Raw genomic sequence first — 19026 nt, forward strand, 5'->3', positions numbered from 1 at the left:
TGTCGATTTCCGGTCGGCGGCGTTCGTCGGTGGAATGACAGCGAAGAACGGAAGGAACCGACATGCCGAAGTACACCCTGCTGATCTACGGCGACTCCGCACAGTGGGAGGCGCTGACCGGCGAGGAGCGACGGGCACACGACGCCGCTCACGCCGAGTTCCGGGCCGCGGCGGGCGACCGCGTCATCGGCGGGCAGGAGCTGGAACCCGCGCCGACCGCCACGACGCTGCGCGGGTCCGTCACCTCCGACGGCCCGTTCCTCGAGACGAAGGAGGCGCTGGGCGGCTTCTACCTGCTCGAGGCGGCCGACCTCGACGAGGTGCTGGCCCTGGCCAAGCTGCTGCCCGAGGTGCGGGCCACCCACAGCGGCGTCGAGATCCGTCCGGTCGTCGACCACGGATGACGGCCGGGATCGTCGCGGCGGTGGCCGAGGCCCACCGCCGCGACTGGGCTCAGGTGCTGGCGACGACGGCGCGCGTCACCCGGGATCTCGACCTGGCCGAGGAATGCACCCAGGACGCGTACGCGCAGGCTTTGGCCGTCTGGCCCCGCGACGGCGTGCCGAGCCGGCCCGGAGCGTGGCTCACCCGGGTCGCGCGGAACCGGGCGCTCGACGAGATGCGGCGCGAGGCAGCCTTCCGCCGCCGGCTGCCGCTGCTGGTCACCCCGCCCGACGGCCCCGGCGACGACCGTCTGCGCCTGATCTTCACGTGCTGCCACCCCGCGCTGTCCCGCGAGGCCCAGGTGGCCCTCACCGCTCGCCTCGTCTGCGGGCTCTCCACGTACGAGGTGGCCCGCGCGTTCCTGCTGCCGGAGCCCACGATGGCGGCCCGCCTGACCCGGGCCAAGAAGAAGATCGTCACCGCCCGCATCCCGTACCGGACGCCCGACCCCGACGAGATGGGGTCCCGCCTCGACCCCGTGCTCGAGGTGGTGCACCTGCTCTACACCACCGGGCACACCGCACCCATCGGCCCCGTCCTGATCCGCGCCGACCTCACCGCGAGCGCGATCCACCTGGCCCGGACCCTGCACCTGCTCATGCCCAGGTCCGCCGCGGTCGCCGCCCTGCTGGCGCTGCTGCTGGTGACCGATGCCCGGTCCGCGGCCCGGGTCTCCGCCTCGGGCGCCCTCGTGCTGCTGCCCGACCAGGACCGCAGCCGGTGGAACCATCCGCAGATAGCCGAGGGTGTGGCCCTGCTGACCGATTCGCTGCGCCGGGAGGCGCCGACCCGCTTCGCGGTGGAAGCCGCGATAGCCGCCGTGCACGCCGAATCGCCGTCCTGGGAGCGGACCGACTGGCCCGAGATCGTCAGCCTGTACGACGTTCTGCTCCGTCTGACCGGCGACTCGCCCGTGGTGGCGCTCAACCGGGCGGTGGCCGTCGGCTTCCGTGACGGCCCCCAGGCCGGGCTGGACGCGCTGGCGCCGCTGACGGCCGAGCCCGCCCTGGCCACGTACGCCTATCTCGCCGCGGCCAGGGCCGACTTCCTGCGCCTGCTGGGTCGAAGCCCCGAGGCCGCTGCCGCCTACGACGAGGCCCTCACGCTGACCGACAACGAGGTGGAACATGCTTTCCTGACCGCCCGCCGGGGCAGTCTCTAGGCGGACGCCTCACATTCGTTGCCGCCAGGCCGATGGTTGGGGTACAAATGATTTGTGTGGCAACTATGTCGGTTCGGGAGGGCGCGGAGATGACGAAGGACGCCGAGGGACGCGGCCGGTTCCGGCAGTGGATTCACGAGACGTTCGACGACATGTGGTTCCGCTCGATGATCGGGCCGGCCCAGACGAAGAACGCCGTGCAGGGCTGCGACGAGGGCGCCCGCGAGCAGTGGAAGCGCGACCTCGAGAATCGCAAGCGCTACACCCGTGAGCAGCGCGAACGCAAGCGCCTGGCCCGCGCGGCCGCGAAGCGCTAACGGCGGACGTCGTCGCCCGTGAGGGCGGCCAGTTCGGCGCGGGTGGGGGCGCCCTCGCAGTCGCCCGGGACGGTCACCGCGAACGCCCCGGCTCTGATCGCCGTCGTGAGCCTCTCGGCCGGGGCGGCCCCGGCCAGCCGGTCGGCCAGGTAGCCGGCCACGAACGCGTCGCCCGCGCCCACCGGGTCGACCACGGTGACGCGCAGGGCCGGCACCGTGTGCCGTTCGCCGTTGATCAGCGCCACGCAGCCGTCGCCGCCGTCCTTGACGATCACCTCGGCCGGGCCCAGCTTGGCCAGTTCGGCCGGCACGTCGCCCGGGTCGACGAACAGCTCGGCCTCGGCCGGTGACGCGAAGACCACGTCGGCCCGGGTGGTGAGGTCGCGCAGGACGGGAGCGGCGTCGTAACGGCTCCACAACTTGGCCCGGTAGTTCAGGTCGATGGACACGGTGACGCCGGCTGCCCGGGCGGTCTCGATCGACTGGAACGTCGCCGCCCGGGCCGTTTCGCTCAGGGCCGGCGTGATGCCCGTGATGTGCAGGATGGTGGCCGCCGTGACCTCGGCCGCGGGGACGTCGGCGGGGGAGAGGCGCGAGCCCGCGCTGCCCGCCCGGTGATAGTCGACCTGCGCGAACTCGCCGGACCGGCGGTGGCGCACCATCAGGCCGGTGAACGACTCGTCGGTGATGGCCAGCGTGCGCACCCCGGCGGCGGCGATGCGGGACGCGATCAGGGCCCCGGTGGCGTCGGGGCCGACCCGGCCCAGCCAGGTGGCCTCGCCGCCGAGGCGCGCGATGCCCATCGCCACGTTGCTCTCGGCGCCGCCGATGCCGAACGAGAAGCTCTTCGCGTACGCCAGCGTGCCGATGCCGTCGGCCGCGACCAGCCCCATCGTCTCGCCGAAGGTGAGCAGGCCCGTCATGAGCGGGCGAAGGCGACCGCGCTGACCGCGTGGCGGGCCCGGGCGGCCAGGGCGGTGAGGCTGCCGCCGACGACCGCGTCGCCGACCAGCGGGCCGCCCAGGCCGACCGACCGGGCCCCGGCGAACAGCCAGTCGGCGATGTCCTCGATCTTGATGCCGCCGGTGGGCATGACGTTGATCTGGGGCAGCGGGCCGCGCACGTTACGCAGGAACTCGGGGCCCAGACCGGCCGCCGGGAACAGCTTGACCAGCGGCGCGCCGGCCTGGTGGGCCGCGTACATCTCGGTCGGCGTGGACGTGCCGGGGTAGAACGGGACGGCCGAGGTGGCGATCAGACCGCGGTCGAGCACGGGGGAGACCAGGAACTCGGCGCCCGCGTCGACCGCGGCCTTGGCGTCCTCGGGGGTGAGCACCGTGCCGGCGCCGATCGCCACCGATGACGGCAGCTGGCGGCGCAGACCGGCCAGCGCCTCGACAGCGCCCCGGGAGGTGAGCGTCACCTCGAGAGCCGTGATGCCATTCTCGGCCAGCACCTCGGCCACGGCGGCGAAATAGTCGGCCGTGGGAGCCCGCAGGATCGCGACGATCCCGCTTTCGACCACGGCGGCGGACACGGCGTCGAGGGGAACGCTCACATCGGTCACGCCTTCAGATCCTGCCCCACTTCGGTCCGGCCATCCAGGGGTGCGGTGCGTGCGGGACGTCTCAACCGGGGCCAGTTGCGGCTCTCGCCGTCGACCGGCGGCGACGGGGGCGCCGTCTCGATCCGCAGCTCGTCGCGGATGGCCGCCTCGAACTGCTGCATGACCAGCGGCACCTGGGCCAGCAGCTCACGGAAGTGGATCTGCGGCTCGACCCCGACCACGGCGGCCGGGTTCATCTGGCCGTGCAGCTTCTGCAAAAGGACGTGCACGGCCAGGGCGGCGCTGCGCACCGGCCCGGAGGCGAGCAGCCGCACCTGCATCAGGGCCGGGCCCACCTCGTCCATGTACGTGAGGACGGGCACCGCCTTCTCGCCGGCGTCGTACGCGGCCCGCAGCCGGTAGGTGTCACGCTCGAAGACCGACAGAAGCGACACGTACGCCTCCTTGCGTTCCTCGTACCACCTTCGGGTGCGCTTCCGGCGGCTGCGCAGATAGTCGTTGCGAGCGGACGCGAGCTGTACCGCCGCGGCTCCGGCCAGGGCGAACAGGGCAGCGATGAGGGGGAGTCCCCACCACGGGATGTCAGACACGCGCTAACGGTATCGACGCCGTGCCCGGCGGGCGCAGCCCGCACGCCGATCGTGACCGCCCGGCGACCAAAGCTCGCCTATCCGGCTATCCGGGACAGCGCAGCGTTGATGGCCCGTGACGCTTCGTCGTGCACCCCGGCCGGAGGGAGGAGGGCGCCGCGCCGCCGCAGGGCCGCCACCCGGTCGGCGCCGAGCCGTTCGCCGGCGGCGGCCCGAGCCCGATCAAGACGGGCCTGTTCGGCCGGATAGACGTCGGCCGGCGGCAGCGCGGCGTCGACCAGGACGGCCGTCTCGTCGGCCCCGACCCGCACGAGCAGCACGACCAGGTTGCGCAGCGCCGTCGCCCGCAGTGTGTCGTTGCCCACCCGGCGCCACATGGCCAGCACCTCGCGGAACGCGGACAGCGCGGCCGCCGGGTCGCCGTGCCGGCTGCCGATCGCCACCGCCGCCGTCTCGGCCGCGCCCAGGAAGAGCCGCTCGTCGACCGTCGCGGCCACCTCGGCCGCCTCGGCCAGCAGGCTCAGGGCCCGGTCGGGGTCGCTGTCGCCCAGCGCCTCGCCCAGGGCGTAGAGCGCCTCGGCCCGGGCGCCCGGGTTGCCGGTCGACACGGCGAGATCCACCGCCGACCCGGCCGCTGCGACCGCCTCGTCCACCCGCCCCGACCAGGCCAGCACCAGGGCCTCGCCGACCAGCCCGGACACCCGGTGCACGGGCTCGGTGCCCATCGCGCGGTAGTGCCGGAGGGCGGTCGCGGCGTCGCACGACACGAGCGCGACGTCGCCCAGCACCTCGTGGACGGCGTCGCTCTCGTACCCGGCCGCGAGCGCGCGGGCCTCGGCGAGGTCGCCCCGGCCCCACGCGTGGGTGGCCGCGGCGGCTCGCGCGTCGGGCTGATCACCGGCCGCCCGTCCCCAGGCCAGCACCTCGTACTGCTGGCAGCGGTAGCCGTAGCGGTAGAGCGCCGCGGCCAGGTCGCCGGCGCGCGAACTCCGCAGCACCGCGAGGCGCAGGTCGGGCAGGAGGGCGTCGAGCTCACGCACCGCCACGGCCTGCGAGGGTCCGCGGAACATCAGGTCGAGCCGCCGGGCGGTGGCCAGCATCACGTCGGCGTGGCGGCGGTGGAGCGCCTCGCGCTCCTCGCCCAGCAACGACGCGGCGTACGCCCGGATCGTCTCGAGAAGGCGGAACCGCCCCGGCCCGTGCCGGACGACGAGCGAGCGGTCGACCAGGTCGGCCAGCACGGCCGCCGCCCCGTCGGCCGCCACCACGGCCTCGGCCTGCGACACCGTGAACGCGCCGGCGAAGGCCGACAGCCGCGTCAGCACCTGCCGCGCCGCGGGGTCGAGCAGTCCGAACGACCACTCCACCACCGCGCGCAGCGTGCGGTGCCGGGCGGCGCTCGTCCGGCCGCCGCGGACCAGCAGGTCGAGCCGGTCGTCGAGCCTCTCCCGCAACTCGTCGACCCCGAGCGCGGCCGCCTGGGTGGCCGCGAGTTCGATCGCCAGCGGCAGCCGGTCGAGCCGCTCGACGATGACCGGGTCGCCGGTGGGCACGCCGGCCCGTTCGGCGAACAAGCGCATCGCCGCCGGCTGGTCGAGCGGCCCGAGTTCGAGCAGCCGCTCGCCGTCCACCCGCAGCCTCTCCTGGCTCGTCACGACGACGCGGACGCCCGGCATGGCCTGCACGACGGTCGCGGCCGGTTCGACGACGTGCTCGCAGTTGTCGAGCACGACGACGGTGAAGCCCGCCGCGTGCCGCCCGATGACCTCGAGCGGATCGTCGAGCGGCCCGACCCGCGCGCCCACCTCGGTGGCCACCGCCGCCAGGAAGTCATCGGCGGTCACATCGGCCGCGTCCACCCAGGCCACCCTCGAACCGGCCCGCACAGTCTCGGCCACCAGCCGGGTCTTCCCGACGCCGCCGGGCCCGGTCACCGTGACGATGCCGGGCTCGGCCAGCAGGCCGGCCAGCGTCCGCTGCTCACCCTCGCGTCCGAGAAAGCTGGAAAAGCGGAGGGGCACGGTCTTTTTCGGTACGCGCGCCGGTGACAAACCGGAGGCAGGAGTTCCCACCACAGTCCCCGGTCCCTCGCCGCGCAGCAGCGCGACCTGCAGAAGCCGTACGGTCTCGGACGGGTCGATCCCCAGCCGGTCGACCACCGCGTCGGAATGCCGCCGCAGCACCTCGAGCCCTTCCCCGCGCCGCCCGTCGCGGGCCAGCGCCGTGGCCAGCACGACCGCGCCGCGCTCCCAGCACGGGTCGTCCGCCGCCGCCACCCACAGCCGATCCACGGGCCCACCGGCTCCGACGAGATCGGCCAGGGCCTCGCGACGCAGCCCGGCGAGCCGCCCGGCGACGCCCCGGAACGGTTCGCCCTCGAACTCGGGCATCGCCGGCCCGCGCCACAGGTCGAGCGCCTCGGCCACCGCCCCGTCGCGCAGCAGATCTTCGAACCGGAGCACGTCGACCTCAGCGCGACGCAGACCGAGGCAGTAGCCGGCCGGCGTCAGCGCGATCAACGCGGGCACGCCGATCGCCGCGCGCAGCCGGGCCACATGGGACTGCAGGCTGTTGCGAGCCGACGCGGGCGGCCCCTCGGGCCAGAGCGCGTCGGTCAGAGCCGCAGCGCCGACGGGCTGCCCCGCGTGCAGCGCGAGCATGGCCAGCACGGTCCGCTGGCTCCCGCCGGCCACGACAACCGGCCCGTTCTCGCCGCTCACCTCGAACGGCCCGAGCATCCGCACGAGCACCCGCCGAACATACGGGCCCGCCCGGCAAGATCGCTTCAGCTTTTCGGGGTTCAGCCGCCGGGCCGAAGCAGGGCGGTCAACTGACGGCGTACGGCGGCCGGGTCGGACACGTCGGCGATGTGGATCAGGGGATGTTCGGCCAGGTGCGCGACCTGGTCGTCGTCGCGGGCGCCGTTGCGGACGGCCTGGATGCGGTCGGCCAGGCGGCCCGTGCCGGCCAGCACCAGCACCGGGCGATGGGAGCGCAGGCTTTCGGCGGCGTCGTCGGCCGAGACCGGGCCGCCGTTGATCAGCACGGTCGCCGACGGGGCGGAGCCGGCCACGACGGTGGCGGTGTCGGCCAGCCAGGGGGCCTCCTCGCCCCATTCGGTGCCGGGGACCAGCACGAAGTGCGAGTGGTGCGACTCCAAGGGAGCCGGGTCGCCCGGGCCGGCGGATCGGCCGGGCAGCACGACGGTCTGTTCGACCGCCACGCCGACCAGGGGAAAGGTGTCGCGGGCGCGGCCCATCAGGCGCATCACGCCGACGTCGGTGCCGCCGTCGACGACGACGGCGCGGGTGGCGGCGAAGGTGGGCAGCAAGGCCAGCGCCACCACCGCGCTGGTTCGTTCCATGTCGGCGTCGGTCATGCCGTTGGCCCCGCCCACGATCGCCACTGCGGGCCGGGGACCGGTCAGGCCGAGGTCGCGGACGGCCGCCTCGAGACCGTCCCGGTCGGACACCCGGGCGGCCAGGGCCTGGCGGCCCGCGCCGAAGTCGAGAGTGAACACCGACCGGCCGTCACCCATGCGCGTCCTCCGTCAGCCCGTGGCCACTGCCGTTGCCCGGCACGTTACGCGAATCGGGGACAGCGTACGTCCATGATCACATCAGTGGTGAGCCAGCTCGATCAGCCGCTGTTGACGAGCCTGGGCGCGTCGCCCTCAGGAGACGGCCGGCTCGATCGTGAGGGTGCCGGCGTCGGCGTCCAGGAAGGCGGGGGTGCCGAGCGGGATGGCGCCCTGGCCGATCGGCAGACCGCCCAGGATCGGCACGCCGAGCGGGGACAGCCGGTCGCGCAGGACGTCCAGCACCGGGCCCGGGCCGCAGTCGATGTAGCGGCCCAGGGCCACCCCGTTGAGACCCTGCAGGCGGCCGGTGCGATGCAGCATGGTCAGCTGGCGGTCGATCTGGGCCGCGTTCAGCGAGCGGGCCTCCAGGAGCAGGATCGCGCCGTGCAGGCTGGGCAGGATCCAGCCCGCGGCAGTGGCGATCTGTTCCTGGTCGCCGCCCAGCAGCACGCCGGCGGCCTGGCCGGTGGTGGTCAGTTCGGCGGTGTGCGAGTCGGGCTCGCTGTGCAGGACGGCCGGCTCGGCACCGAAGGCCGCGGCCACGAACGAGCGGTCGGGCTCGCCGTAGATGCCGGCCAGGCCGGCCCGCTCCCAGAACGCCAGGTGCAGGATCGTGCAGTCGCGGAAGCCGACCAGCAGCGTCGGCAGGTGGGCCGCGGTCGCGAAGTCGAGGTCGTCGGCTATCCGGTGGGCATAGGCGCCGCGGCCGACGGCGATGATCGCCTTGATCGACAGGTCGCGCAGGGCCTCGTCGATGTCGGCGATGCGGTCGGCGCCGGAACCGGCGTCCAGCGCGTGTTCGGCCACCGAGACCTTCAGACCCAGGCTCTCGAGCCAGTGGGCCGTGCGCTCGACGTCCGCCCGGTCCGGCGAGTCCGTCGGTGACACCAGTCGCACCTGATCGCCGGCCCGCAGCCGCGGTGGCCGGACGATATAGACATACTCGGATGCAGTCTGCACCTGGGCATTATCGCTCCCTCGGGTGCTGGGGCCGGATATTTCCGCTGGTCGGGAACCATGGGCGGGCACGCGCCACTCCGCCCGGGGGCGACGGTCCGGAACGACGACGGATCTTCCCAGTAGGGTGCGCAGGCATGAAGGTGCTCGAGGAAGACGTACGCATTGCCGGGGCAGGCCACGAGATCCGGGCCCGGGTGCTGACGGCCGACGGCGGCGGGAACCGGCCCGGCCTGCTGCTCTACTCCGACATCTTCCAGCTGACCGAGTCGACGCTGCGCACCTGCCGCCGCCTGGCCGCGGCCGGGCTGGTGGTCTGCGTACCCGAGATCTATCCGCGGGGCGAACTGGCCGGGGTCGCGCTCGAGTTCGACGACGCGGGCAAGCGGGCCGGTCTGGCCGGCGCCGCCTCGATGACGACGGCCGAGTTCGACGAGGACCGGACGAGCGTGCTCGGCTACCTGGCCGGGCGCGCCGACGTCACGACCGTGCACGCGGCCGGCTACTGCCTCGGCGGGCACCTGGCGTTCCGGGCCGCCTTCGACGAGCGGGTCGCCTCGACCGTCTGCTTCTACCCGACCGGCCTGCACAACGGCTCGCTCGGCGCCGACACCGCCGACTCGCTGAGCCGGGCGGCCGACATCCGCGGCGACCTGATGATCATCTTTGGGTCGCGTGACCCGCACGTCCCCGCCGGCGCCCGGGCTCAGATCATCTCCGCCCTCTACGAGGCGGGTCTGGAGGATCTGGAGCTGCACGTGTACGCCGGCGGGGAGCACGCCTTCATGCGGGATGTCGGGCCGCGTTACGACCCGGCGCTCACCGACCTCGGGCTCGCCGAGGCGGTCTCGTTCCTCGGGGGGCGCTCGCTCCGATAGCCGGCCGCTCGATGCGGGCCGGGTTTCCGCGCACGAGCTGATCGTGCACCCGCCACCGGCCGGCCGCCGCGGCCCGTTCGACGGCGGCCTCGTCCGCTTCCAGGTGTTCCCGCAGCAACCGCAGGGCGATCCGCCGGTTGAGCCCGAACTGCCGCTCGGTGTCGACCACCACGACCCGGCCGGACGGCCGGTGGGTGGCCCGTACGGCCGTGCTTGCCTTGTTGCGGTGCTGGCCACCCGGCCCGCCGGTGCGCGTGGCGACGACGTCGACGTCGCGCTCCGAGAACGCGGTGTGCGGCACGTCGAGGCTGACCGGCTGCGCGATGACGTACCAGTTCTTGCGGCCGATGCCCGTACGGAAGGGACTGGAAGCCTGCCAGCAGAGCGTGCCCGTCCAGCCCCGCGCGAACTCGCCCGCCCCCGCACCCTCGACCGTGACCAGGGCCGACCGGGACGTGTCGGAGGCGACCGCGGCCCGTAGCCCGCGTGCCGCCGCCTCGGCCTTCAACCGCACCAGCAGCTCGATCAGCGCCCACTCGCATTCCCGCGGCCCGCGCCCGGCCGACAGCAGCAGATGCACCCTCACCGGTGCCCCCTCGTCTTGTAGGTGACCAGCGGGACGGTGACCGCGACCGGCGTGGCCAGCCCGTGCGCCGCCAGATCCCCGATCACCTGCTCGATCCGTTTGTAGGCCGTCGGCGCCTCCTCGAAGAGCAACTGCCGGTCGCCGCAGACGACCAGCGAGCCCACCTTCGTACGCCGGAGTTCGGCCACCGTGTGCTTGGCCTTCCCGCGGCGGAGCGCGTCCGACCGCGACATCTTGCGCCCGGCGCCGTGGGCCACCGAGAAGTTCGCCTCGGCCCCCGCGTGGGCCGCGACGAGGTACGACGGTGTGCCCCGCGTGCCCGCGACCAGAACGTCCCGCGAGTCGCCGCGGGCCGCGCCCTTGCGGTGCAGGTAGAGACCGTCGCGCACCTCGACCAGGTTGTGGCACTCGTCGACGACCGGCTCGCCGACCTCGGCCCCGAGCGCGCGCCCGACCCGGGCCGCCATCAGCCGCCGGTTGAGCGACCCCCAGCGCACGGCGTCGTCGTGCGCCTTCAGGTACGCGGCCGGGTCGGCAGCCGGCCCGGCCCCGTGCACCTCGGTGTGCGCCCGCAGGATGCGCTCGCCGAGCCCGCGTGATCCGCTGTGGACGATCAGCACGAGGCTCTTTTCCGAAAGCGTCGTCTCCTGGCGGACGCTGTCGACCCGGGCCAGCTCCACGAAATGATTTCCCCGCCCCACGGTGGCGAGGCTGTCGGTGTGCCCGGCCGGAATGTCGGCCGGCCATTCCTCGTCGTCCGGGGTCAGCGCCCGGTCGAGGTCGGGAAAGCGGGCGGCGATCCGCTCCGCGTCGGGCCGCTTGATCCTGATGGGGAAGACGGCGATGCCGCAGCCGATGTCCGACCCGACCAGGAACGGATACAGCACCGACGACAACATGGCCGCCCCGATCGGCGCCCCCTTGCCCGGATGCAGATCCGGCATGCCGGCGACCCGGATCATCCCGTCGAGCGCGGCGACCCGGTCGCACTGCACGAGGGCGTCCGACTCGATCCAGCTGCCGGGAGAGGCGAAGACACGAACAGTTGCGCGAGCAGACTGCTGAGACAAAAGAACTCCACGAAAAGGGAATGACGACATGACGGCGGCGCGTCACAGCGCGCGGCCACTGGGAAGGGCTGAGGGCAGTCCGTCAGTACGTCATGCTTCGACCTTCGCGGATCAAGCCCGGGCGGACAACCGAATTTCCACTGACATTGACATCCATCCATGGGAGAGGTGGGGTGGTGAGCGACATCCTTCAACGAAGCAGGGGGTTCGATGTCGCTCCGACCTCGATGGGTGGCCACTGTGGCCACCCTCGCTCTCATCACCGCGTCGGTGTCTGTGCCGGCGCAGGCAGCGCCCGCTGCGGCGCCGCCGTCGGTCACTCTGAACGCCGGCGAGACGGCGCTCATCCGATTCCGGCTGGCCGACGAGGACGCGCTGCGGCGACTCGTGGCCCAGGGCGCCGACCTCGCCGCGCGGCCGCGGACCCAGCAGGGCGCCGTGCTGGTCGACATGGTCGTCGACGATCGGCAGTTCGCGACGCTGACCGGGCAGGGCGCCGTGCCGGTGCAGGTCGTCCAGCGCGAGTCGTCCGGCGGCGCCCAGCGGTCCGCGAAAGTCGCGGTGCAGGCCGACACGCTGCACTTCCTGCAGGCGTACTGGTGGACCACGGCCGGGCGGACGTTCGTGCAGACCCAGGTCGCCACCACCTCCAGCGACGACCCCGACGTCGAGATCACCGTCACCTGGCGGACAGCGGACGGCGCGACCGGGTCGTTCCCGCTCGTGCGGTTCGAGGACGCGGGGGAGTACCAGTACCACTACGCGCTGCCGCAACCGTTGCCGGCCAAGCCGGTGCAGGTGACGGCCACCTCGAGCCTCGGCGGCACGGCCCGGCCGGCCACCCCGGCGGCGTGGCCGGGTGCGTCCCCGCCGCCCACGCCCAGCGGCTATCAGAAGGACTTCATCGACGCGTACCTGACGCCGGTCGACGTGCGGGCGCGGATCAAGCGGCTCGGGCGGCAGTACCCCGAGCTCGTCGACGTGATCAACCTGCCCAACCGGACGCAGGGCTACCGGCGTACGGCCGCGGCCTATCTCGGCGATCCCGCCGCGGCCGCCGTCGTCGTCGAGTCGGTCCGGTTCGGCGCCCAGAACATGAACGGCGTCCAGGTGCGCACCGTGGACCCGGGCCTGGCCAACCGCCCCCTCGGGGCCACCTACCGGGACCGCGTTCTCACCGTACGACTGGCCACCGACGCCGGCGGCAAGGTGATCAGCACGACCGACGACGTGGCCGCCTTCGTCACGGCCCGCTACCCGCAGCAGTTCCGCGCATTCGTCGAGGCCGGTTCGGCCGGCCTGCCGATGCCGATCGCCGGGCCGGCGCGGCTCGACGACGGACTGAAGGGCACCGAGGTGCCGACCGGTCCGTGGACGGTGCAGGCGCTGCGCATCGGCAAGGTGCGCGACGGCTCGAAGCCGGGCGTGCTGGCGTACTCGCAGGAGCACGCCCGCGAGTGGGCCACCCCGCTGGTGACCCTGGAGTTCGCGGAGCGGCTGCTGGCCAACTACGCGACCGACCCACCCACGCGCGAACTGGTCGACTCGGCCGACGTGTTCGTCATCCCGACGGTCAACCCGGACGGCGCGAACTACTCGTTCAACGACTTCAACTTCCAGCGCAAGAACCTGGTCAACCACTGCGCCGGAGCGTCCCGCGACCCGCGCAACCGCGACTCGTGGGGAGTCGACGTCAACCGCAACTACACCGTCGGCTCCTACTTCGACGGCTACGTCGGCGGCAGTTCCAACTGCCTTTCCGGCACGTACGCGGGCACGGCCGAACTCTCCGAGGCCGAGAGCCGCAACGTGATCGCCCTCGCCCAGGCGCACCCGAACATCGGCCTGGCCATGAACGTGCACAGCTACGGCGGCTACTTCATGTGGCCGCCCGGTGCCTATCGCGCCGACGGCCGCGTCACGTTGCCGCGACCGTCGATCGACGAGTCGAAGTTCTTCCTGGACAGTGCCCGCCGGATCGTTGGCGCCATCTCGGCCGAACGCGGCACGGTGACCTGGCCCTCGTACACCGGCCCGGTGGCCGACGTGCTCTACTCGGCCGCCGGCAACTCGGCCGACCAGCTCTACTACGAGCTGGGCATCGACGCGTGGGACTTCGAGGTCGGCAACGACCGCTGGAACGAGGCGACCCAGCAGTGGGAGGGCGTCGGCTTCCAGCCGCCGTTCGACGAGGCGCACGCCGAGGCGCAGGAGTACGCGGGCGGGCTCGTCGAGCTGGTCCGGGTGGCGCGCGACAAGGCGGCATCCGAACAATGACGGCCTAAGCTTGGCCGGTGATCGGGAACACAGCCGGGCTGGTGCTCGCCGCGGGTGCGGGGAGCCGCTACGGCATGCCGAAGGCGCTGATCCCGTACCCGGACAAGCTGCTGGTCGAACGGGCCGTCGACACCCTGCGTGAGGCGGCCCTGTCACAGATCGTCGTGGTGCTGGGGGCGGCGGCCGAGCGAGTGCTGGCCGCCGCCCCCGGTCTGCCTACGACAGTCATCAACCCGGACTGGCCGACCGGTCTGGGCTCCTCGTTGCGAGCGGGCCTGCGGGCGCTGACCGGCACGCCGGCCGGGTCCGCGGTGGTCCTGCTGGTCGACATGCCCGGCGTCACCCCCGAGGCGGTACGCCGGGTGGCCGCCCATGCCGGTGCCGACGCGCTGGTCATGGGCGGTTACGGCAAGCGCCGGGGCCATCCGGTGCTGCTCGGTCGCGCCCACTGGCCCGGTGTGATCGCAAGCGCGACCGGCGATTCCGGGGCAAGGTCCTATCTGCAGTCCCATTCCGTACGCGTCGTGCCCGTCGACGACGTCGCCGACGACCTCGACCTCGACGTCCCGGAGTTGAATCCCCATGCGTGACGTGCTGGACGCCCTGCTCGAGTGGTGGCACGCCGACGTGCCGGTCGGCCTGGCCACGGTGACCGCGACGTGGTCGAGCGCCCCCCGCCAGCCCGGCGCGGCCATGGTCGTCGGCCCCGACGGCCAGGTGGTGGGAAGCGTCTCCGGCGGCTGCGTGGAGGGCGCCGTCTACGAACTGTGCCGCGAGGTCATCGACACCGGCGCCCCCCGCACCGCCCGCTTCGGCGTGAGCGACGACGACGCCTTCGAGGTCGGCCTGACCTGCGGCGGCACGATCGAGCTGCTGATCGAGCGAGTCGACCGCGAGTCCTTTCCCCAACTCCCCGATCTGGCCGCGGCAATCGCCGAATCCCGCCCGGTGGCCCTGCTGACCCGAATTCCCGGCAGCCGGCCCCCCGCACCCGCTGACCACCCGCCGCCCATATCGAACGGCCTCGCCGACGCCCGTCACTTGACCGACAACATCGGTGGCAACCCCCCGGCCTCCACGACCAGGAACCCCACCGACGTCCGTCCGGCGGCCACCTCGGGAGGCGGTGTCGGGGGCGGTGCCCGCCCGGGCGCTACGCCGGGTGGTGTTGGAGGCGGTGCTGGTCTGGGCGCTACGTCGGGTGGTGGTGGCGGTGTTGGGGGCGGCGCCGGTCCGGGCGCTACGTCGGGTGTCGGGGGCGGTGCCGGTCCGGGGGCCACGTCGGGAGACGGTGATGGTGTCGGGGGTGATGCCGGTCCGGGCGCTACGTCGGGATCCGCTGACGGTATGGGCGGCGACGCCCGTTCGGACATCACGCCGGACGGTGGAAACGACGTCAGCGACTCTCGTCATCTGGTCATCACGCCCGACCGCCGGGACGGCACGTTGGGCGGAGACCGGATCGACGACGCGGCCACCGATGACGGACGCGGCCTGCTCGCGGCCGGGCGAACGGGCGTGCTGCACTACGGGCCGTCGGGCGAGCGCCGCGGCGAAGGACTCTCGGTGCTGGTCGCGTCGTTCGCGCCGCCCGCCCGCATGCTGGTCTTCGGCGCCACCGACCACGCCGCGGCAACCGCCCGGATCGGCTCGTTCCTCGGCTACCACGTCACGGTCTGCGACGCCCGCCCGGTCTTCGCCACTGCCCGCCGCTTCCCCTCGGCCGACGAGGTGGTGGTCGACTGGCCGCACCGGTACCTGACAGCCGAGGTGGAGGCCGGCCGCATCGACGAGCGCACCGTCCTCTGTGTGCTGACCCATGACCCGAAGTTCGACGTCCCGGTCCTCGAGGTGGCGCTGCGCCTGCCGGTCGCCTACGTCGGCGCGATGGGTTCCCGCCGCACCCACGACGACCGCAACAAGCGCCTCCAGGAGGCCGGCGTGACCGATGCCGACCTGAACCAGCTGGCTTCCCCGGTCGGCCTCGACCTGGGCGCCCGCACCCCGGAGGAGACCGCCGTCAGCATCGCCGCCGAGATCGTCGCCCTGCGCTGGGGCGGCACGGGCGCCCGCCTGACCGCCACCGAGGGCCGCATCCACGCCGACTGACTCCACAATTCCAACCCCACGCGGCCCCGACCACCAGCTCGGCCATGCCGGCAATATCGCGAGCGCCTGCCGGCCCACACCGGTCGCCCGGCCCATGCCCGCTTGACGTTCCGGTACTGCCGCATGCGGTCTCGACCGGCAAGCTGGACCGCGCCGGCGATCACGAGCGACTGTTTGCCCACACCTGTCACCCGGCCCGAGCACGTTTGACCTGTCGGTCCACCCGCATGCGGCCTCGACCGGCAAGCTCGGCCGCGTCGGCGATCGCGAGCGCCCGCTGGCCCACACCTGCCACCCGCCCATGCCCGCGCGACCTGCAGGTCGCGCCGACCCGGCTGCGTCGCCTGCCAACCCCTTCAGCCCATCGTTCGGCCGCCCTCTCGCCTGTTGGGCGCCCCCGCCTGTTGGGCGCTCAAGTAGGTCGTCCGTCGGCGAGCATTTCGGCGAACTCGGCCGGGTCGATGATCGGGACGTTCAGCTTGGCCGCCTTGGTGGCCTTGGCGGTGGTGGTCTCGGAGGTGATCAGCGCTGTGGTGGTGGCGGAGACGCTGCCGCTGGCGCGGCCGCCCAGTTGTTCGATGCGTTCGCTCACGGTCGTGCGGGTGTAGCCGGGCACGCTGCCGCTGACCACGTAGGTGCGGCCCTCGAAGGGCTTGTCGCCCTCGGTCTCGGGGACGCTCATGGTGACGCCGGCGGCGGCCAGGCGGTCGATGACGCCGGACATGGCGCTCAGGCCGTCGACGACGTGCTGGGCCTTGATCAGGCCCATCTTGTCGATCTCGGCGATCTCTTCGACGGTGGCGGCGCGCAGCGCGTCCATGGTCTTGAAGCGGGCGGCCAGCCAGCGGCCGACGCTGCGGCCGGTCATGCGGATGCCGAGGCCGGTGATGACGCGGTTGAACGGCTGGGCCTTGCTGCGTTCCAGCGACGCGACGACCTTGGCCGCGTTGAGCTTGCCGAGCAGCACGACGCCGCCGGCCTTGGTGTTGCCGACGGGGAGCTCGGCCAGCTGCTCCTCGGTGAGCTGGTAGAGGTCGGCGACGTCGTTCGCGAGGCCGCGGCTGACCAGGACGACGCACAGCGCCTCGCCCACGCCCTCGACGTCCATGGCCTCGCGGCTGCACCAGTACTCGAGCGCGTTGGTGGCGCTGCACGAGGCTGTGTGGCAGCGCCAGAGCAGGCTGGATTTGTCCCACGGCTCGCCGCACTGGGGGCAGGCCTCGGGCGGCGCCCACGGGGTGAGGCCGTGCGGCTGCTCGCCGATGGGCGCGGTGACCCGGGGGATGACGTCGCCCGCCCGCCACACGGCGACGGTCTGGCCGATGGCCAGGCCCTGTTCCTCGACGAACTTGGGATTGTGCAGGGTGGCGTACGTGATCGTGGTGCCGTCGACGAAGACCGGGTCGAGCACGGCACGCAGCGAGATGCGGCCGGTGCGCCCGACCCGCACCTCGATGTCGCGCAGCACTGTGGAGCCGGTGTCGGCGGGATATTTGAATGCGGCCGCCCAGTGCGGGGTGCGGCTGCCGGACCCGAGCTTGCGGCGGGTCGATTCGAGGTCGGCCGTGAGCACGGCGCCGTCGATCGGGAACTCGAGGCTGCGGCGCAGCTCGCCGATGTTGGCGACGGCGGCCAGCGCGGCCTCGGCGTCGGTGGCGACCTGGATCGCGCCGGTGGCCAGCCGCCCGGCCACCGGGAAGCCGAGCTCGGCCGCGCGGGCCATGCGCTCGCGGTGGGACTCGAAGGCGCCGGAGATGTCGTACGCCGCGAAGGTCATCGGCGTCTCGTAGGTGCGGTCGACGCTGCGGATCGACCCGGCCACCGCGCCGCGCGAGTTGATGAACGCCTTGGCCCCGGCGGCGACCCGGTTGGCGCTGGCCGCCTCGAAGTCGCCGACGGTCATGTAGATCTCGCCGCGCACCTCGCCCGTCCACCCGGTGGCGAGCTGGGCGGGCAGCCCGGCCACGCCGCGCAGCACCTGGGCCGTGACATTTTCGCCGGTGCTGCCGTCGCCGCGCAGGGCGGCCAGAACCAGGCGGCCCGACTCGTACTCGACGCGGATGGCGAGGCCGTCGAGCTTGACCTCGACCAGGCAGGGTTCGCCGCCCAGGCTCGCGACGAAGGTTCGTACGCCCTCGTCGCCGTTGATCTTTTCGAGCGACATCATGGGCACCGGGTGCCGCACGTCGCCGCCGCCGGACACCCCGGCCGCGACCTGCGTGGTGAGGCCGCCGTCGTCCCATTCCGGGTGGGCCTTCTTCGCCTGGGCGATGCGGTCGAGCAGCGCGTCGTAGTCGGCGTCGGTCATCAGCACGTCGCCGGTGTCGTAATACGACTTGGCGGCGACCTGCGCCTGACCGACCGCGGCGGCGAAGTCGGCTTCGGTGAGGGCGGAGTCCGTCATGCCGACAACTTACGGCCCCGGTACGACATTTAGCCGCCGTGACCGGTTGGCACCGTCCCCCTACTGTGAGGTTGTGACGAACGCCGATCAGGACGGTGGACCCGACGACCGCCGGTCCCGGCCGCCCACACCCGCCGCGTACGCCGTCCCCGGCATGCCGGTAGCCCCCGTCCCCGACGACGGCTACGTCGAACAGGCACCACGGCGACGCGACCGGCGCCTCGTGTGGTTCGCGGCCTCCGTCCTCGCGCTCCTCGCCTGCTTCTCCGGCGTCCTGCTCACCGTGGTCAGCGACGGCGACCGGTTCGAGCGGGCACCCGCCGTCACCGCCGTGGCGCCGGTCGTCGAAACCGATCCGCCGTCCGCCGCCGCGCCCGTCGAGGTCGTCTATCTGGTCACCTCGAGCGGCCGCGGTGACCTGGCCCGCGTCGAATACACCGACCAGGACCGCGACATCATCCGCAAGGGCGAGGTGTCGCTGCCGTGGCGGCTCACCTTCGAGTTCGTCGGCGACAAGCCCCCGCTGGTGCTGCTCGCCCAGCGCAAAGAGGGCGGCGCCGGCGCGATGACCTGCTCGATCACCGTCGGCGGCAAGGAACTCACCACCGCCGTCCAGCGGGGCCGTTACGCCGCTCCGCAGTGCTCGGCCTAACTGAGCGCCTTCAGCGCGGCCAGGAAGCCGGCCCGCTCGTCCTCGGCCAGGCCGGCCAGCAGGGCCTCTTCCTCGGCGCGGATCTCGGCCTGCACCGCCCGCTGCCGGTTCCGGCCGGCCGGGGTCAGGCTGAGGAGGCGTACGCGCCGGTCGGCCGGGTCGGGCGTCCGCTCGATCAGCCCGCGTCGTTGCAGGTCGTCGAGCACCGGGATGAGCCGCGTCTTGTCGGCGTTGATCGCCGCGGCCAGCGCTGCCTGCGTCCGTGTCGGCCCCTCGCGCAGTGAGCTGAGCACCACGTAGGCCCACATCGAGATCTCGTGCCGGGCCAGGATCGGCTCCTCCGCCGCGATCAGCCGGCGGGCCAGCCGCCCCACCATGGCCGCGAGATCCGCTCGCTCCTCGCCTCGCACGGCTCCTACCTTCTCACGCCTTG

General features: G+C 73.1%; 18 protein-coding genes. 8 read left to right on the forward strand and 10 right to left on the reverse strand.

The genetic code is table 11. The annotated features are described in order from the left end of the window. The first annotated feature begins 62 nt into the window (after positions 1–62). From LXN57_RS13145 to LXN57_RS13155, 3 genes are all read left to right on the forward strand, one after another. Positions 63–404, forward strand: a complete 342-nt coding sequence (locus LXN57_RS13145; protein ID WP_251798342.1) for a YciI family protein — start codon at positions 63–65, stop codon at positions 402–404. After that, complete coding sequence (locus tag LXN57_RS13150; protein WP_251798343.1) at positions 401–1606, forward strand: RNA polymerase sigma factor; 1206 nt, start codon at positions 401–403, stop codon at positions 1604–1606. The genes LXN57_RS13145 and LXN57_RS13150 overlap by 4 nt, the downstream gene beginning before the upstream one ends. Positions 1607–1695: 89 nt before the next feature. After that, entirely contained in the window at positions 1696–1923 is a 228-nt protein-coding gene (locus LXN57_RS13155; protein WP_251798344.1) for a hypothetical protein, read from the forward strand. Here LXN57_RS13155 and LXN57_RS13160 read toward each other — a convergent pair. From LXN57_RS13160 to LXN57_RS13185, 6 genes are all read right to left on the reverse strand, one after another. Beyond that, complete coding sequence (locus tag LXN57_RS13160) at positions 1920–2846, reverse strand: sugar kinase (protein ID WP_251798345.1); 927 nt, start codon at positions 2844–2846, stop codon at positions 1920–1922. The two genes, LXN57_RS13155 and LXN57_RS13160, sit on opposite strands and share 4 nt — an antisense overlap. Then, positions 2843–3490, reverse strand: a complete 648-nt coding sequence (locus tag LXN57_RS13165) for a bifunctional 4-hydroxy-2-oxoglutarate aldolase/2-dehydro-3-deoxy-phosphogluconate aldolase (RefSeq protein WP_251798346.1) — start codon at positions 3488–3490, stop codon at positions 2843–2845. Before LXN57_RS13165 ends, LXN57_RS13160 begins: the two co-directional genes overlap by 4 nt. Beyond that, the gene (locus LXN57_RS13170; RefSeq protein ID WP_251798347.1) at positions 3487–4080 is read right to left on the reverse strand and encodes a hypothetical protein; all 594 of its coding nucleotides are present in this window, start codon (positions 4078–4080) and stop codon (positions 3487–3489) included. The genes LXN57_RS13165 and LXN57_RS13170 overlap by 4 nt, the downstream gene beginning before the upstream one ends. 77 nt (positions 4081–4157) lie before the next feature. Then, a complete protein-coding gene (locus LXN57_RS13175; protein WP_251798348.1) occupies positions 4158–6830 on the reverse strand; it encodes an AfsR/SARP family transcriptional regulator in 2673 nt (890 codons plus the stop codon). 50 nt (positions 6831–6880) lie between these two features. After that, positions 6881–7618 carry a hypothetical protein gene (locus tag LXN57_RS13180; RefSeq protein WP_251798349.1) on the reverse strand — a complete coding sequence of 246 codons (738 nt, stop codon included), beginning with the start codon at positions 7616–7618 and terminating at the stop codon, positions 6881–6883. Positions 7619–7753: 135 nt separating this feature from the next. Next, on the reverse strand, positions 7754–8620 hold the full coding sequence (locus LXN57_RS13185) for a S66 peptidase family protein (protein WP_251798350.1): 867 nt from the start codon (positions 8618–8620) through the stop codon (positions 7754–7756). Positions 8621–8754: 134 nt separating this feature from the next. On the opposite strand from LXN57_RS13185, the gene LXN57_RS13190 reads away from it, so the two are divergent. Then, a complete protein-coding gene (locus LXN57_RS13190) occupies positions 8755–9495 on the forward strand; it encodes a dienelactone hydrolase family protein (RefSeq protein ID WP_251798351.1) in 741 nt (246 codons plus the stop codon). Here the strand turns inward: LXN57_RS13190 and LXN57_RS13195 are convergent. Together LXN57_RS13195 and LXN57_RS13200 are read right to left on the reverse strand one after the other, a co-directional pair. Further along, positions 9437–10081, reverse strand: coding sequence for a peptide chain release factor-like protein (locus LXN57_RS13195; protein ID WP_251798352.1), 645 nt, complete (start codon positions 10079–10081; stop codon positions 9437–9439). The two genes, LXN57_RS13190 and LXN57_RS13195, sit on opposite strands and share 59 nt — an antisense overlap. Continuing rightward, positions 10078–11181 (reverse strand): RNA ligase RtcB family protein, encoded by a 1104-nt coding sequence (locus tag LXN57_RS13200; RefSeq protein WP_438872868.1) that lies wholly within the window; start codon positions 11179–11181, stop codon positions 10078–10080. The genes LXN57_RS13195 and LXN57_RS13200 overlap by 4 nt, the downstream gene beginning before the upstream one ends. 180 nt (positions 11182–11361) lie before the next feature. On the opposite strand from LXN57_RS13200, the gene LXN57_RS13205 reads away from it, so the two are divergent. From LXN57_RS13205 to LXN57_RS13215, 3 genes are read left to right on the forward strand one after another with little or no spacing between them, the layout of a single operon-like run. After that, positions 11362–13428 (forward strand): M14 family zinc carboxypeptidase, encoded by a 2067-nt coding sequence (locus tag LXN57_RS13205; protein WP_251798354.1) that lies wholly within the window; start codon positions 11362–11364, stop codon positions 13426–13428. Between the two features lie 20 nt (positions 13429–13448). Continuing rightward, complete coding sequence (locus tag LXN57_RS13210) at positions 13449–14018, forward strand: nucleotidyltransferase family protein (RefSeq protein WP_285904619.1); 570 nt, start codon at positions 13449–13451, stop codon at positions 14016–14018. Continuing rightward, positions 14011–15537: an XdhC family protein gene (locus tag LXN57_RS13215; protein ID WP_251798355.1), complete on the forward strand. Its 1527-nt coding sequence runs from the start codon at positions 14011–14013 to the stop codon at positions 15535–15537. The genes LXN57_RS13210 and LXN57_RS13215 overlap by 8 nt, the downstream gene beginning before the upstream one ends. 412 nt (positions 15538–15949) lie before the next feature. Here LXN57_RS13215 and ligA read toward each other — a convergent pair whose 3' ends face one another. Beyond that, the gene (gene ligA, locus LXN57_RS13220; protein ID WP_251798356.1) at positions 15950–17941 is read right to left on the reverse strand and encodes an NAD-dependent DNA ligase LigA; all 1992 of its coding nucleotides are present in this window, start codon (positions 17939–17941) and stop codon (positions 15950–15952) included. 73 nt (positions 17942–18014) lie between these two features. On the opposite strand from ligA, the gene LXN57_RS13225 reads away from it, so the two are divergent. Continuing rightward, the gene (locus tag LXN57_RS13225) at positions 18015–18593 is read left to right on the forward strand and encodes an MmpS family transport accessory protein (RefSeq protein ID WP_251798357.1); all 579 of its coding nucleotides are present in this window, start codon (positions 18015–18017) and stop codon (positions 18591–18593) included. On the opposite strand, the gene LXN57_RS13230 is transcribed toward LXN57_RS13225, so the two are convergent. Continuing rightward, a complete protein-coding gene (locus LXN57_RS13230) occupies positions 18590–19003 on the reverse strand; it encodes a MarR family winged helix-turn-helix transcriptional regulator (protein WP_251798358.1) in 414 nt (137 codons plus the stop codon). The two genes, LXN57_RS13225 and LXN57_RS13230, sit on opposite strands and share 4 nt — an antisense overlap. Positions 19004–19026 lie beyond the last annotated feature (23 nt).

This window comes from Paractinoplanes hotanensis (genome assembly GCF_023717965.1).
In the GTDB taxonomy this organism is placed as follows: domain Bacteria; phylum Actinomycetota; class Actinomycetes; order Mycobacteriales; family Micromonosporaceae; genus Actinoplanes; species Actinoplanes polyasparticus.